The following is a 15,616-nucleotide window of genomic DNA, read 5'->3' on the forward strand; positions in this document are numbered from 1 at the left end:
TAAGAGCCTGTCCAGCGCTCTTTTTTTCTTTAGAAGCCGCCCTTATACACATCCGTATATTGATTATAATAATAAATCACGCGCTGTACATAATGCCGGGTTTCCCCGATCGGTATACTCTTCACGTTCTCATAGGTTCCGTCCCACATGCCCTTGTTGATCCAATTCTTGACGTTCCCCGGGCCCGCGTTATAAGCGGCGATGGCGGCAATCGGATTGCCGTCCATTTCCTTGTGCAGATTCTGAATGTACCAGGTGCCCAGCTGGATGTTCGCATCCACTTCATTCTTTACGCTCAGCAGGTTCACCGACGGGAGCTTGGCCATTTCCATCGCCCAGTTCGCCGTATCCGGCATCAGCTGCATAATGCCCAGCGCCCCCTTCTTGGATTCCTTGCCCGGCTTGAAATTCGTTTCCACCCGGATGATCGAGGCCACCAGAAACGGATCGACCTCATAATAAGCGGCATGTTTGCGGATCTCATCCTTATAATGGATCGGATACAGCAGGGTCATCCAATTGGAACTTAGGAACAGCAGCGCTACAAAAGAAACGAACAGCAGGAGCAGCACCCTTTTTTTACGAAGCCACTTCATAACTGAACCAACCTGTTCCACAGGTTGTCCACCTGCTGCTGCGTTTCGGCCAACGTGCCGCTGTTATCGATCAGGATATCCGCTCGAAGCTTCTTCTCCTCAATGTCCATCTGGCTGCTAAGACGCGCCTCTGCCGCTTCCCGGGTAAGAGCGTCCCGCTCCATCAAACGCGCAAGCTGCAGCTCGCGCGGGACATAGACAACAGCGATCTGCTTCAGATAAGGATAGGCTTCCCTTGCCTCCAGCAGCAATGGAATATCCGCTACCACGAGCCGGTCGGGATGCTGCCGTTCATACGCCTCCGTCCGTTCCCGTATTTCCTGCCGGATTGCCGGATGCGTAATCTCATTCAATGCCGCTCTCTGCTCCGGATGACGGAAAATCATCTCCCCGAGCTTCTTTCGATTCAACGTACCGTCTTCAAACAGGATCGCTTGTCCAAAATGTTCGGTCACTTTACCCAGCACCGGATGACCCGGGAGCATCACTTCCCGGGCGATGATATCCGCATCGACGAGAAGCGCTCCCTTCATGGCCAACATGGAGGACACGGTGCTTTTGCCTGTTGCAATTCCTCCGGTTAAACCGATATTCATGACTTCACCTCATAACAGCTTCATTATACCCATGACAACTAATAAAAAAGCAGGCAAATACGAGATAAAACGCATGCCTCCCTTGGCCGCAAAACGGAGGCCGACCCGCATGCCCAGCACCAGAAATATCCCGCTGAACAAGGAAACCACGGCTGCGGTGCCTAGCGGCGAGAAACCCAGCATCGCTGCGCCGAGCCCTGCTCCGAACGCATCGAGCGACAGCGCGATCCCCAGCCACATCGCCTCCCATGGTGAGATGCTGCCGGAGTCGTCCAGATCCGCTTTCGTCGGGCTGCGGAGAATTTGAATGACGACGCCGATCTTCGGTATTTCAAGGGAGAATACCGCTCGCTGAAGCTGCTCTTGGCCTGCCGTGGTAACTTCACGACGCGGTGTCCCTTGATGAATGGCTCCCGGCGTTTCCGTAAGCGATGCGGAAGAATCCACGGCGGATGCCGGCTGCACTTCAGGCTCGCTGCTTCTCCGAACCTGCTGATATAAAGACCATAGGCCCAGCAGTATCAAAATGGCAGCTCCGATCACGGATGCCGCAGACGGGGATAAGAACCGCTGCAGCAGCGCGCCTGCCTGCATGGAGACGCCAAGCACCAAACCGGAACACAGCGAGATGATCAATACAGACAGCAGCGGTATCCTTGTTTTGCGCAGACCGTATGTAACCCCTGCCCCAAATCCGTCCAGGCTTAACGCCATGGCCAGCAGGGCAGACGAGAAAATATGACTGAGCACCCTTTTCCCTCCTCCAAAGCTCCACATCAAGCTGCTCATTCATGAAGAAGAGCTGCCGATGCGCTCCACATATGTTCCACATTATATGTGGGGGAGCAGGAATGGGTGCACGCCTATTCAATTACTTCTTGACCGGCTGACACTTCGGGCAGTAATGGGTCCCCCGTCCGCCGACCACGATCTTATGAATCGGGCCGCCGCACGCATGGCACGGCTTGTCCTTCCGACCGTAAATCTGATGGCTGTTCTGGAACATCCCCATCTCGCCCTGCCCGTTGACATAGGACTTGATGGAAGATCCGCCCGCGTCGACGGCTTCGGACAACGTATCCACGATCGCATGATACAATCGCTTAAGTTCGGCATCCTTCAGGCTGTTCGCGTTCCGCTCCGGATGAATCTTGGCCCGGAACAAGGCCTCATCAACATATATATTGCCGATGCCGACCACATATGCCTGATTCAGAAGCACCGCCTTGATCTTCGTTTTCTTGGTGCCGATGACTTCCTTGAAGGTTCCGAACGTAAACGTGTCATCCAGCGGCTCATAACCAAGCTTGGCAAGGGGAGCATGCTGGAACTCTTCCCCCGGCGCAAATAGATGCATCGTTCCGAATTGGCGCACGTCCTTGTACCGCAGCTCCGTCCCGTCCGAGAAATGGAAGATGACATGGGTATGCTTCTCCACCGGCTCCTCGGCTCGGTACACCCCGTAACGCCCCTCCATCCGAAGATGCGAAACGAGCACCAGCCCGTCCAGCAAGATCCGCAAAAACTTCCCGCGGCGCTCCACGCCTTCCACGGTATGGCCCTTTAACATAAAAGCAAATGCCTCGATATCGTCAGGACGCTGGATAATCCGCGGCAGGTTCACGGATACATGATCTATATGCTTACCTTTAATCAATTGGTTCAGTGTTCGTTTCACGGTTTCTACTTCCGGCAATTCCGGCATAATGACTTCACCTCATCCCCCATTATACCGGAAGTTGGGACAGAGCGGGACCATGGTTTTGTGGAAAGGTATGGTGCATAACCGCCTCCCTCTTCACCCCATGATCCCCCTTAATGAACCCTATCCGCCAGCACACCGTGCAGCTTTTACTTTGCCTCGTACCAGTTCTCGCCATAGCTGACTTCCGATTTCAGCGGCACGGACAGCTTCAGCGCCTGACTCATCACGTCCGGCACCAATTCCTTCATGACCTCCAGCTCATCCTCCGGTACCTCGAACACCAATTCATCGTGCACCTGGAGCAGCATGCGGCTCTTCAATTGGCGCTCATGGAGCGCCTTGTCCATATGGACCATGGCCAGCTTGATGATGTCCGCGGCCGTTCCCTGAATCGGCGTATTCATCGCCGTCCGCTCTGCAAAAGAGCGCAGGTTGAAGTTGCTGGCGTTAATCTCCGGCAGATACCGTCTGCGTTCGAGCAAGGTCTTCACATACCCGTCTTGCTTCGCCTGCTTGACGATCACGTCCATATAGCGCCGCACGCCCTGGAACACCTCGAAATACTGGTCGATAAACGCTGCCGCTTCCTTCCGCGTAATGTTCAGGTTCTGGGACAGGCCATAGTCGCTGATCCCATACACGATGCCGAAGTTAACCGCCTTGGCGGACCGACGCATATTGGAGTCCACCTCATCCATGCCGACTCCAAACACGTCCATCGCCGTCTTGGTGTGGATGTCCATGTCGTGGACGAAGGCTTCCTTCAGCCGTTCGTCGTCCGAGATATGCGCAAGCACGCGAAGCTCGATTTGGGAGTAGTCCGCTGCCAGAATGCTCCAGCCCGGTTCCGACGGAACGAAAACCTTGCGCAGCTTGCGCCCTTCCTCCAGACGGATCGGAATGTTCTGCAAATTCGGGTATTGGCTGCTCAGACGGCCGGTAGCGGCAATGGTCTGACGATAGTAGGTATGCACTTTGCCGGTTACGGATGAAATCTCCTTCAGCAGTCCTTCCACGTAAGTGGATTGCAGCTTGGCCAATGTACGATACTGCAAAATCAAGCGGACGATATCGTGATAAGGCGCCAGCTTTTCGAGCACCTCGGCATCGGTGGAATAACCGGTTTTGGTCTTCTTGATGACCGGCAGCTCCAGCTTCACAAACAGAATTTCGCCGAGCTGTTTAGGCGAATTGAGATTGAATTCCGTTCCGGCGATCTCGTAAATCTCCTGAACGAGCTTCGCGATCTGCCCTTCGAACTCGCGTCCCAGCTCCTTCAAATCCTCCGCATTCACGGCGATTCCCTGCTTCTCCATATCGGCCAGAATGCGGGAAAGCGGCATCTCCAGATCATGGAACAGCGGGAGCATTTCATTCGCAGCCAGCTCCTTCTCCTGAATGGGAACCAGTTCGGATACGGCCAGGCATTTTCTGGCCATGTGCTCGCTGAGCTTCTCCACATCGGGAACCTTGTACTTGGCCCCTTTACCGAACACGTCCTCATCGGCTTGAAGATAGGCCAGACCGTACTTGGAGGCCAGACCGCTAAGGGTTTGATTCGATTCCGTAGGATCCAGCAGGTAGGCTGCCAGGTGAACGTCGAATGCCGCGCCGGCAAAAGCGATGCCCTGCCAATGCAGCGCCAGGTCAATACGGTGCAGGTCATACCCGCGTTTTTGGATCTCGCTATCGGCAAGCCAAGCACGGACAGGCTCCGCCTCTTCCGACTTCAGCACGTCAAACGGAATGAAGTACTGCCGCTCCTCCGTCGCGAGTGCCAGCCCGATCACGTCCGCATGATGGGGGTTGTCCCCATGCGTTTCCACATGAAGCACGGTCACTTGTGCCAGATGATCCGCAACCTCGGCAATGCCCTTCTCGTCCACAAGGGTCACGTCGATCTTCGCTTCAGGCTTCGACTCCGCCGCATCACCAGCGGCACCGCTTGTGCTCAGGTTCAACCGTTCGATAAGCGATTTAAACTCGAGCTTCGCCAGTGCGGGACCAGCCGTCTCTTCATTCAGGCCCGTAAATGCCATTTCATCCAGCGACTGTTCCAGCGGCACTTCGCGGAAGATCGTAGCCAGCTTCTTGCTGAGTATGGCGGAATCCGCATGCTCCTCGATCTTCTCTTTCATCTTGCCCTTCAGCTCATCGGTCCGGGACACCACCGCTTCAACGGATCCGAATTCATGAAGCAGCTTCAGCGCGGTCTTCTCCCCTACTCCCGGAACGCCGGGAATGTTATCGGAAGCATCGCCCATCAATCCCTTAAGGTCGATAATCTGATCAGGCGTCAGGTTATACCGCTCCTTAATCTGTTCCGGTCCGTAATACTCGATTTCGGTGACGCCTTTGCGGACCATCGCGATCGTGGTATGCTCCGAAGCCAACTGCAGCATGTCCTTGTCCCCGGAGACGACCATCACCTTGCGGCCGGCTTCGTCAGCCTGGCGGGTAATCGTACCGATAATGTCGTCGGCCTCATAACCGCCGATTTCGAATTGGGAGACGCCCAGGCCTTTCAGCAGCTCCTTCAGCAGCGGGAATTGTCCTGAGAGCTCCGGCGGGGTCTTTTGTCGGCCGCCCTTGTACTCCTGAAAATCCGCATGGCGGAACGTTTCCTTGCCGGCATCGAATGCCACCATCATATGCGTCGGTTTATGCTCCTCGATCAAGCGAAGCAGCATCGTCGTAAAGCCGTAAACCGCATTCGTCTGTTGTCCGCTGGCATTGGTCAGCGGCGGCATCGCAAAGAATGCCCGGTAAATGATATTATTTCCATCAATCAGAATCAGCTTGTCCATAGAACACCTCGCACCAATATTACTTCCTTTCCACATGATAACATAGGTTAACGCCAAATCCGAACAATCCGTTCGATTAGCGGTGAATTCCTGTTTTTCCGCAAAATAGCCCCACAAAGTGGAGCCTGTGCTTCGATGCTTATTCCAAATCCTTTGCGGGGGCCCCAAAACATATAAATGCGATGAAAGAATGGCCTCGCTTCGCTGGAGTTTTCTAAATGCTCGCAAAAAAAACGCCGGCTTTCGCCAGCGTTTGACTAACATTTTGCTATTGATTGAGGTCGGGACGATGACCCGTTACGAGGTACACCGTGCTCTCGCCGATGTTGGTTGCATGGTCGGCGATCCGTTCGATGTAGCGTCCCACCATGATCAGCAGCATCGCTTGATTGGCCGAATCCGGATCGGATGTCAGATGCGAATACAGGTCCTGCAGAATGACGCTGTACAAGTGATCGACCTGATCATCATCCTGTGCCATTTTATAAGCCAGATCCGTATTTTCCGTCAGATAGGATTCGATGGATTCCGAAACCATCGCACGCACCATATCCGACATCCGCGGAAGATCCACCAAAGGCTTGATCAGTTTCTGGCCTTGCAGACGGACCGTAACTTTAGCGACATCCCGCGCCAAGTCTCCCATACGCTCCAAATCGCTTGCAATCCGGAAAGCAACCAATATTCGGCGCAAATCCTTTGCCACAGGCTGCTGGGTCACGATCAGGCGGGAGCCGATGTCCATGATTTGCTCTTCCATGTTGTTTAACTGCACATCGTTCTTGATAACCACCTGCGCTTTCTCCGCATCCAAGGTCTGGAGGGACTCCACGCTGTTTGCCAGCGCCTCCTCCATATGCTTGCCCATATCCTGCAGCAAACTTCTCAGCTCATCAAGCTGCTGATCAAACTCAATTCTCCGGATCATGTATGATGCTCCTCCTATCTACTTTTAAGAAAGATCATTGTCGTAATAACGGCCTTAACCGAAACGGCCCGAGATATAATCCTCGGTACGTGCATCCGACGGCGTCGAGAACAGCGTATCCGTGTTTGCGGATTCAACCACTTCGCCATTCAGGAAAAATACCGTCTGCCCGGATACGCGTGCAGCCTGATGCATATTGTGCGTAACCATAACGATGGTGTATTTGCTCTTCAGCTCCTGTACCAGCTCTTCGATCTTCAGCGTCGAGATCGGGTCCAGCGCGGACGTGGCTTCATCCATGAGCAGGATATCCGGCTGTACGGCAAGGGCCCGGGCAATGCACAGGCGCTGCTGCTGACCGCCGGACAGGCTCAGCGCAGAACGCTTAAGATAATCTTTGACTTCGTCCCACAGCACAGCCTGCTTCAAGCTTTGCTCCACGATTTGGTCAAGCTCCGCTTTATTGCGGATGCCGTGCAGGCGCGGCCCGTAAGCGATGTTGTCATAGATCGATTTAGGGAACGGATTCGGCTGCTGGAACACCATCCCTACCTGCTTGCGCAAGGCCTCGACGTGGACCTCCTCGCTGTAGATTTCCGTCCCGCCGATTTGCACGCTGCCTTCGATTCGGGTGGAAGGGATCATGTCGTTCATCCGATTCAGCGTACGCAGCAGCGTTGACTTGCCGCAGCCCGACGGTCCGATGAATGCCGTCACCGTTTTCTCCGGAATGTCCAGATCGACGTTTTTAAGCGCATGGTACGTATCGTAGTATAAATTCAATTTTTTTATCTGTATGATGGATTCCATATCTTATTCATGTCTCCTTTTTCACGATTAGATCTGCTATGCGTCTCTTAGATGTTCTTCGAATACTTGTTCCGAATCCACACGGCTGCGATGTTCATGATGAACAGCATGATGAGCAGCAGGATGATACCCGAAGCTGCCAGCTCGTGGAATGCCTCACTTGGTCTGGATACCCAGTTAAAGATCTGGATCGGCATGACAGTAAACGAATCGAGCAGATTTTCCGGCAAGAAGGCCACGTACGTTAAAGCACCAATCATGATAAGCGGTGCGGTTTCGCCGATCGCACGAGACAAGGCCAGGATAACCCCGGTCATAATTCCAGGAATCGCTGACGGCAGCACGGCGCTGGATACCGTTTGCCACTTCGTTGCGCCCAGCGCGTATGACGCGTCACGCCGGTTCTTAGGCACGGCGCGAAGCGCCTCCTGCGCCGCAACGATGATAATCGGCAGCACGAGCAGCGTCATCGTTAGTACCCCGGACAACAGGCTGCGTCCAAGATTCATGCCGCGCACGAAAATCGCCAGCCCCAGGATGCCGTATATAATAGAAGGAACCCCTGCAAGCGTACTGATATTCAGCTGAATGAGCCGAACCCAGCGGCTGCGGCCCGCATACTCTTCGAGAAAGATGGCCGCGCCCACGCCCAGTACGAAGGACAGTGGAGCCATGAGCAAAAGCAAATAAATCGTGCCGACAATCGGCGATTTCAGTCCCGCTTTATCCGCGATGCGCGACGGAAAGTTGGTGAACAGATCAGGCGAGAGCCGATGAACGCCATCCATCACGATCGTCACGATCAAAGCCATCAAAACAAGAATACCGATGCTGGTACAAGCCAGGAAAATCATATGCAGCGTCTGGTCACTACGGCGTCTCCGGTTGATTCCTTTGCTGTCCCCCAGATTCAATTGTTCCATCTAGTATTCCTCCCTGAAGCGGCGAGCGACCCACTGCGCCAATATATTAAGCAAGAAGGTGATGACAAACAAGGTCAAACCTACTGCAAAAATCGTACCGTATTCAATCGTTCCTCGCGGAACGTCTCCCATGCTTACCTGAACGATATACGAAGTCATCGTCTGAATGCTTTCCAGCGGATTCAGCGTCAACTGCGGCGTGGCGCCTGCAGCTACCGTCACGATCATCGTTTCGCCGATCGCGCGCGAGAATGCCAATACGAATGAGGACACGACCCCGGACAGAGCGGCTGGAAGCACGATCTTCAGCGCAACCTCAAATCGGGTAGCACCCAGCGCGTATGCCCCATGACGAAGACTCTTGGGAACAGCACGCATCGCGTCTTCGCTTAAAGACGAAATCATCGGCAGGACCATGATGCCGACCACGAGCCCCGCGCTAAGCGCATTGAATATCCCCATATCGGGAAAAATCTTTTGAAGGAATGGCGTTACGGTTTCAAGCGCAAAATATCCGTAAACAATCGTTGGTACACCAGCCAATACTTCAAGCACTGGCTTTACAACCCCCCGAACCCGGGCAGGAGCGTATTCATTGAGATAAATAGCGCATGCCAAGCCGATAGGCACTGCGAAAATGATCGCAATGCCTGTAATCAGCAATGTGCCGCCCAGCAGGGGCAGCACGCCGAATTCTTTTGGAGGGAGAATCGGACTCCATGTCGTTCCGGTCAAGAAGGACCATACCGGCACTTCCTTGAAGAAGATCACGGATTCCTGTAGAAGCGTATATACAATACCGATGGTGGTAAACACCGAAAGCATGGCACACAAGCCGAGCAGGATTGGAATGATTTTGTCTGAGATGCGCGTTTTGCTTCGACGGAATGTCATGCTTTTAGTGTTTGCCGCCACGGGTGAAGTTTTGTTCATTCTCCTCTTCCCTTTCTATGGGTTGCCCGAAGGATCCCCTTCGGGCATGAAATCTTTATTATTTTGCCAACTTGTCTTTTTCTTCTTGATACTGTTCGTCTTGAAGCGGTACGAAACCGACTTCGCCAGCAAGACTAGCGGCATTATCAAGGTAGAAGGTCATGAATGCACTCACTTCCGGGCGCTCAAGCTCTTTATCGTTTACGTAGAGCAGCAGCGGACGGGACAATGGAGCATAACTGTTATCCTTGATCGTTTCCATGCTTGGAGCTACGGTAGCTGTACCGTTATCGATCGGAACCAGCTTCAACTTGTCTTGGTTCTCTTCATAGAAGGAGAATCCGAAGTATCCGATGGAGTTTTTGTCGCCAGCAACTCCTTGTACGACTGCGTTGGTATCGGCACTGAACGTGATTTGGCTGTCGTTTCTGCTTGCTTGTGCTTCACCGTTAATCGCTTCTGTGAAGTAGTCGAATGTACCGTGGTCTGTACCAGGAGAGTAAATTTTGATTTCCTCAGCCGGCCATCCTTCGCGAACGTCAGCCCATGTTTTTACGGTGCTGTTCGGCTCGTAAATTTTCTTCAGCTCATCTACTGTCAATTTATCTACGAATTCATTGCTCGGGTTAACAACAACGGATAGTCCGTCATAAGCTACCAGAACCTCATGATAGGAAATGCCCTTGGATTTTGCTTCTTCAGCTTCACTGTCTTTAATTGGACGGGATGCATTGGAGATTGGAATCTCTCCATTGTTAAAGCGTTTGAAACCGCCACCTGTTCCGCCTGTTCCGATCGGAATGCGGACATCCGGGTTAGCTGCGCCGAACTCTTCGGCAATGGCTTCGGTCAATGGATGCAATGTACTGGAACCGTCAATTTCAATCGTTCCCGACAAAGCTGTTGTTGTACTTCCTTCATTTTGCTGTGCTGAACCGTTGTCTGTATTTTCTCCGGAAGCACCGCCGGAAGTTGTTCCTCCGCCGCATGCCGCCAAAAGCGTGCTCAGCATCAATACCAGTACGAGAATACCTGCTGGTTTACGACCCCTTCTTTTAAACAAACGAATCCACTCCTTCAAAATGGTTGTTGTCTCTAACTTCCTACTTACAATATTGATAATAATCCCGTAATGTAATAACAGTTTCTGAGAAATGTAAACGCAGTGTAAAATATTTTGATAAAACTAGATTCATAGGCTCGGCTTTTCTTCTAACGATCCGTTTAATCCTGCGAGCTCATCCTTCACCCGCTCCACGCGCCTAACGGTTTCCTCCGCCAGTTGATAAACCTGATTCCCCGACTTCTGAACCTTCTCGACGGCGGTCTCCATTTCGTTAAACATATCGGCGCCTTCCGTTACATACCCCTCACAGGACTGGATTTCCTTCAGCGAAGATACGGCGCCAACGGCTGTATCTCCCGCCAGCCGCTGGATGTGCTCCAGCAGCTGGGCGATATCCCCTGACAGCTTACGCGTTTGTTTGGCCAGCGACTGCACCTCTGCCGCGACCACTTGAAATCCCCGCCCATGCTCTCCGGCATGCGCAGCTTCAATCGAAGCATTCATTGCCAGCAAACTGCTTTGATTGGCCAGCTCGGTAATCATGCCGGTTATCGAGGAAATGCGGCTGGCATCCGCAGCGAGCTCGGCGGCCTGCCCTTCACGCTTCGTCATATCCTCCACAAGGCCAAGATAAGAGGTTCGGACATGGTCAAGCTTCTTCTTACCCGTCTGGGACCATTCCCTCATCCGTATACATTCCGCATTCGTTCTGGCTGCCGCCGCTCGAACCTCGGTCAACGAGGATTGGATGTTCCCGGTATGACGGAAGCTTTCCTGAAGAATCAGCTCCCGTTTCTCTTCCGCTTCCGTTTGGAGACCGCTTGACAGACTCATTAGATCCCGTACGGTAAGCACGCCCAGCAGGCGGTCAGCCTCCGTCATCAGGACGCAATCATAAAATTTCGAATCCGGGCGCTGCAGGGCCAATTGCAGCAGTGTTCCTACCTTCTCGGTCACATCGACCTTCATCGGTTGATGGTCCCCAAACTGGAAGGCCGGCCTGGAATAATACAGGTCAACGGCAAACCGGCCCATCATTCGCCGGTAAAAAACATCCCGCATGATCAGCCCCGACGGCCTGTCTGCCTCATCGCAATAAATAACGCAAGGGATATGCTGATCCTTCGTAAAAACATTCAGCACGTCGAGGCAGGTTTCGGATTTTCGGATAATAGGGACCTTTCTTATGTACTGCCGATATAATGCGCCTGCTTCAGGTTTGCTTGCTGATTGGCCATCCATTGCCGCCTCTACTTCCGCTTCGGTTCTCTCTGTCTGATTCGGTTGGCATTGAAGCAGTGTCATGCGCCCTCACCCCTTGATTGATCTGGTCCTTTAGACGCATCTTAACGGACAAGTGTTATGGGAATATTCCGGAATGATTAAGGGAGTGTAAACGAAGGAGGGATGTTGGCAAGAATATGAGACATTGGACATGCTTAGGTCCTGCCCAAAGACCCAAAAAAAATACTCCGCATCATTTCAAATCGAATGATGGGAGCCTTTAATGGGATTTACCACAAGTTTATAACCAACTCCGCGGATGGAGTCGATGTGTACGGACTCAGGATCAAGTTCAAGCTTCTTGCGCAGGGAGCTCACGTGAACGTCGACGGTTCGCTGTCCGCCGATATAATCGAAGCCCCAGACCACGTTCATCAGATCGTCCCTTGTTAACACCACGCCCGGTTTCTTGGCCAGATAGAGAAGCACCTCGAATTCTTTCGGACGGAGATTAATGCTCTGACCGCCAAGCCGCACCTCGTATTTCTCAGGATAGATTTCCAGCTGTCCAAGCGAAATGACGTTGCCTTGATTGTCCGTCGTCTTTACCTCGTCGGCATGGCCGGACACCCGGCGCATGACGGCCGATACGCGAGCCAGCAGCTCGGACACGCCAAACGGCTTGGTAATATAGTCATCCGCCCCCATCTTCAAACCTTGAACAACTTCCTCTTCGGCGTTCTTCGCGGTCAAAATGATGATCGGCGTCGTAATTCCGTTACTGCGTAGTTTCTCTAAGATCTGAAAGCCGTTCATGCCAGGCAGCATAACATCCAGCAGGATCAAATCGTATTCATGTTGTGACGCTTTCTCGTAACCTGCCGTACCGTGTTCCTCTACTTCGACTTGAAAGCCTTCCTGCGTCAAATTGTAAGACAACAGCCGCGAAAGTGTCGGCTCATCTTCGATGACAAGCATGCGTTGCGTCAATGGTACCCCCGCCCTTATCTTGTTAATTGGACTGCTCATGCAAGTATATCAACAGAATGTTAACGGAGTGTTAACTCCCTGTATCGTGGGTTTCCTGCAGGATCGGAAGCTCGATGATGAAGGAGCTTCCGATGCCCAGCTCGCTTTCCACCTTGATGGTTCCGTGGTGAAGATCCACCAGATGCTTAACGATCGATAGGCCGAGCCCCGTTCCGCCGGATCCGCGCGAACGCGCTTTATCCACCCGGTAAAATCGTTCAAAAATGCGGGGTAGATCCTTCTTCGGAATGCCAATCCCGGAATCCTTGACCACGAATTCCACGAAATCATCGGCACTCCCGTTATTATGCTTTTCACGCGCCGTTAATTTTACTCGTCCGCCTTCCTGCGTGTAACTGATGGCATTCGAAAGAAGATTCATAAATATCTGGCGAAGCTTATCCTCATCGCCTTCCATAAACAGCTCCTCCGGAACGTCGAGCTCCAGGCCGATCCGCTTCTTCTCCGCTACCGTGCGCATCATTTCGGATATCGTATCGAAGAACGCCGACAGATGAATCGGCGAGTAATCCATCTGAATCCGCTTCGATTCGATCTTGGACAGCTCCAGAATGTCACCGATCAGACGGTTCAGCCGTTCGGATTCGTCATAGATGATCTGGAGGAAGGAACGTGACGTCTTCTCGTCGGTAACTCCGCCGCCGAGCAGCGTTTCGGCAAACCCTTTCACCGCAGCCAGCGGGGTCTTCAGCTCATGAGACACATTGGCAACGAATTCGCTTCGCATGCGTTCGAGCCTGCGGATATCGCTAACGTCCTGCAGCAGGAAGAGCATGCCGCGCCGATAAGGCTCCTGCTCTTCCTCTTGCATCATCGTCACTCCGTCAATGCGGATAATCGATTCCACCGGATAATAAACGTTGCGTTCCTCATGGAAGTCCGCTTGGCTTCCAAGGCCTTCCTCCATCAGTTTGGTCAATTCATAATGCTGCTTCAGCTCGCGGTACGATTTCCCGGTAATCACCTCGGCGTTAATGCCGAGCATTTTCTCAGCGGCCCGGTTTACAAGGATGATTTGGCCGGCTCCGCTAACCAAGACGATGCCCCCTGTCATATTGTTGAGGACGCTCTGCAGCAAGTCTTCGTTATCCCGTATCGTCCGCAGCTGGGTTTGAAGGCTGTCTGCCATTCCATTGATGGCTTGCGCCAATTGACCGATCTCGTCCTTACGGTGAATCTTCACTCTCGCATCGTATTCCAGACGCGAGATCCGTCTAGCTACGCGCGTAATCTTCTCAAGCGGCGACGTCAACCCTTGAGCGACGCGGTAGCTCACCAAGGCAGCAATCAGAAATAACACCAGCAGGCCGATCCCCATGACGGTCCAGCCTTGCTTGACTCCCTGATCGACTTCCTTCAGGCTGACGGACAACCGAACGAATCCATCGAAATTCTCCCCGGCCTTGACCGGGAGAGCGACATACAGCATATCCTGCTGAAGCGTATCGCTGCGGCGAATGGTACTCCCGCGGCCTTCTTTGACCGCTTGAAGCATCTCCTCGCGATAAGCATGATTATCCATGGTCAACGGGTCGCTTTCCGAATCCCCGATCACCCTGCCGTCCTTCAGTATGAACGTCACTCTCGCATCGGACAGCTCCTCCAGCTGCAAGGACCTGTCGGTATAATACGAAACGGCTTCCGCGCCGTCCGTATCCGGGAACTCCATCATGGTCTGCAGGAGCCGAATCTCCCGGACCATATTATCCTCCAGCAGCTGAATATGGGACTGTTTGAACACCGTCACCATAGCCAGGCCTGCCGCAAGCATGGATAACCCGATTAAAGTAAGCATAATCAGAGTCAAACGGTTGCGATACTGCTTCATGGTCTCTCCTCTTTCTGCTTCATGATCATTTGGGATAACTTATCGCCCGTGTCCGTCTTCGGTGGAACAGTGCGTGAATGACCGTTGCGGCCGGCTGTTGAAACATAATGCCCAGCACGACCGGAATGGACGCCTGGGGCGAAAAATACGATGTCGCAAGCACCATCCCGAGGGATATATTCCTCATGCCGGACGCGTAGGTAAATGTAATTTGCATGTCCTGTGTCCGTCCCGGCATCGCATAGGAACCAAAGTAGCCGAGTAAATAACAGATCACGATCAGGGCAACGACAACCGGGATGACCACCAGCATTTCCTCCTTCATGCCTGCGGCATGGGGAGCGATAGCAGCCGCGTTCAGCATCACCACAAGCATGAAAAACAGCTTCGATATCGGCTGCGTCACGGGAGCCGACCACTCCTTGATCCGTCCTTTGGATACCTCATACAGCATCACCCCGATCAGAGTGGGCAATACCACCATAGTCAGCAAATCAAGTATCAGCGCGGACGCATTCCATGCAACCAGTGCATCTCCGATAAACATATCCATCAGAGCCGGCACGACCAAGGGACTGAGTATGGTGTCCAGCACCACCACCGCCAAGATGAACGGAACGCTGCCGCCGGAGCTTCCGACCCACATCACCGAGGATATCCCGAGCGGAATGATCGCGAACAGCAGCAAGCCTATCGTATAGTCCGAGTCCGCGCCGAATACGGCCGAGCCCAATCCATAGGCGAGCACCGGTGCGGCCGCATGGGCGAGAAACAGCGTCAGCATGACGGCAAACGGGCGTTTCAGCACCCCTTGCAGATGGCGGATGCCGCAGCCAAGCGCCATGACCAGCGTAATATAACCGAATAGATAAGGAATCCAGTGAACAAGGTCCAGCAGCACGTCCGAGAGCAGCCAGCCTAGCACCAGCGACCCGGGAATCAAGAGAAAGGTGTACTTTTCAAACCAAGATGCAAAGGCCAGTCCAAAACTTCTCAACAGTTTCCTCCTATGACTGAATTGACGTATTTGACTTTCATCATAAACCGGGGCGATCCGAACCGCAACGAAAATTCGAAATAAGGCTCCCTGCTTGCGCTCAACAAAAAAGCACCGACCGGCACGTGATGGCCAATCGATGCTTACTCATCG

The 15,616-nt window shown here is 53.1% G+C and carries 14 protein-coding genes; all 14 read right to left on the reverse strand.

The window, feature by feature from the left end; translation table 11 throughout:
- Positions 1-29 precede the first annotated feature (29 nt).
- On the reverse strand, positions 30-596 hold the full coding sequence (locus RB298_RS26845) for a lytic transglycosylase domain-containing protein (protein WP_015736970.1): 567 nt from the start codon (positions 594-596) through the stop codon (positions 30-32).
- A complete protein-coding gene (gene coaE, locus RB298_RS26850; RefSeq protein ID WP_375121704.1) occupies positions 593-1,192 on the reverse strand; it encodes a dephospho-CoA kinase in 600 nt (199 codons plus the stop codon). The genes RB298_RS26845 and coaE overlap by 4 nt, the downstream gene beginning before the upstream one ends.
- A gap of 9 nt (positions 1,193-1,201) precedes the next feature.
- Positions 1,202-1,942: an MntP/YtaF family protein gene (locus RB298_RS26855; RefSeq protein WP_340968317.1), complete on the reverse strand. Its 741-nt coding sequence runs from the start codon at positions 1,940-1,942 to the stop codon at positions 1,202-1,204.
- Positions 1,943-2,063: 121 nt separating this feature from the next.
- Entirely contained in the window at positions 2,064-2,897 is an 834-nt protein-coding gene (gene mutM, locus RB298_RS26860) for a DNA-formamidopyrimidine glycosylase (RefSeq protein WP_015736973.1), read from the reverse strand.
- A gap of 146 nt (positions 2,898-3,043) precedes the next feature.
- Entirely contained in the window at positions 3,044-5,704 is a 2,661-nt protein-coding gene (gene polA / locus RB298_RS26865) for a DNA polymerase I (RefSeq protein ID WP_486049406.1), read from the reverse strand.
- Between the two features lie 268 nt (positions 5,705-5,972).
- Positions 5,973-6,632 (reverse strand): phosphate signaling complex protein PhoU, encoded by a 660-nt coding sequence (gene phoU, locus RB298_RS26870; protein ID WP_486049408.1) that lies wholly within the window; start codon positions 6,630-6,632, stop codon positions 5,973-5,975.
- Between the two features lie 54 nt (positions 6,633-6,686).
- A complete protein-coding gene (gene pstB, locus RB298_RS26875; RefSeq protein ID WP_009594645.1) occupies positions 6,687-7,442 on the reverse strand; it encodes a phosphate ABC transporter ATP-binding protein PstB in 756 nt (251 codons plus the stop codon).
- Between the two features lie 47 nt (positions 7,443-7,489).
- Positions 7,490-8,365 carry a phosphate ABC transporter permease PstA gene (gene pstA, locus RB298_RS26880; protein WP_096776306.1) on the reverse strand — a complete coding sequence of 292 codons (876 nt, stop codon included), beginning with the start codon at positions 8,363-8,365 and terminating at the stop codon, positions 7,490-7,492.
- Complete coding sequence (gene pstC / locus RB298_RS26885) at positions 8,366-9,259, reverse strand: phosphate ABC transporter permease subunit PstC (RefSeq protein ID WP_009594642.1); 894 nt, start codon at positions 9,257-9,259, stop codon at positions 8,366-8,368.
- A 97-nt stretch (positions 9,260-9,356) separates the two neighbouring features.
- The gene (locus RB298_RS26890; RefSeq protein ID WP_009594622.1) at positions 9,357-10,361 is read right to left on the reverse strand and encodes a PstS family phosphate ABC transporter substrate-binding protein; all 1,005 of its coding nucleotides are present in this window, start codon (positions 10,359-10,361) and stop codon (positions 9,357-9,359) included.
- Between the two features lie 129 nt (positions 10,362-10,490).
- Entirely contained in the window at positions 10,491-11,669 is a 1,179-nt protein-coding gene (locus tag RB298_RS26895; RefSeq protein ID WP_486049411.1) for a methyl-accepting chemotaxis protein, read from the reverse strand.
- Between the two features lie 177 nt (positions 11,670-11,846).
- Positions 11,847-12,578 (reverse strand): response regulator transcription factor, encoded by a 732-nt coding sequence (locus tag RB298_RS26900; RefSeq protein ID WP_015736978.1) that lies wholly within the window; start codon positions 12,576-12,578, stop codon positions 11,847-11,849.
- A 70-nt stretch (positions 12,579-12,648) separates the two neighbouring features.
- Positions 12,649-14,466 (reverse strand): two-component system histidine kinase PnpS, encoded by a 1,818-nt coding sequence (gene pnpS / locus RB298_RS26905; protein ID WP_192570845.1) that lies wholly within the window; start codon positions 14,464-14,466, stop codon positions 12,649-12,651.
- A gap of 25 nt (positions 14,467-14,491) precedes the next feature.
- Positions 14,492-15,463, reverse strand: coding sequence for a bile acid:sodium symporter family protein (locus tag RB298_RS26910; protein WP_096776309.1), 972 nt, complete (start codon positions 15,461-15,463; stop codon positions 14,492-14,494).
- Positions 15,464-15,616: the final 153 nt, after the last annotated feature.

It is taken from the genome of Priestia sp. BR_2, assembly GCF_041954005.1.
Classification (GTDB): domain Bacteria; phylum Bacillota; class Bacilli; order Paenibacillales; family Paenibacillaceae; genus Paenibacillus_AQ; species Paenibacillus_AQ lautus_A.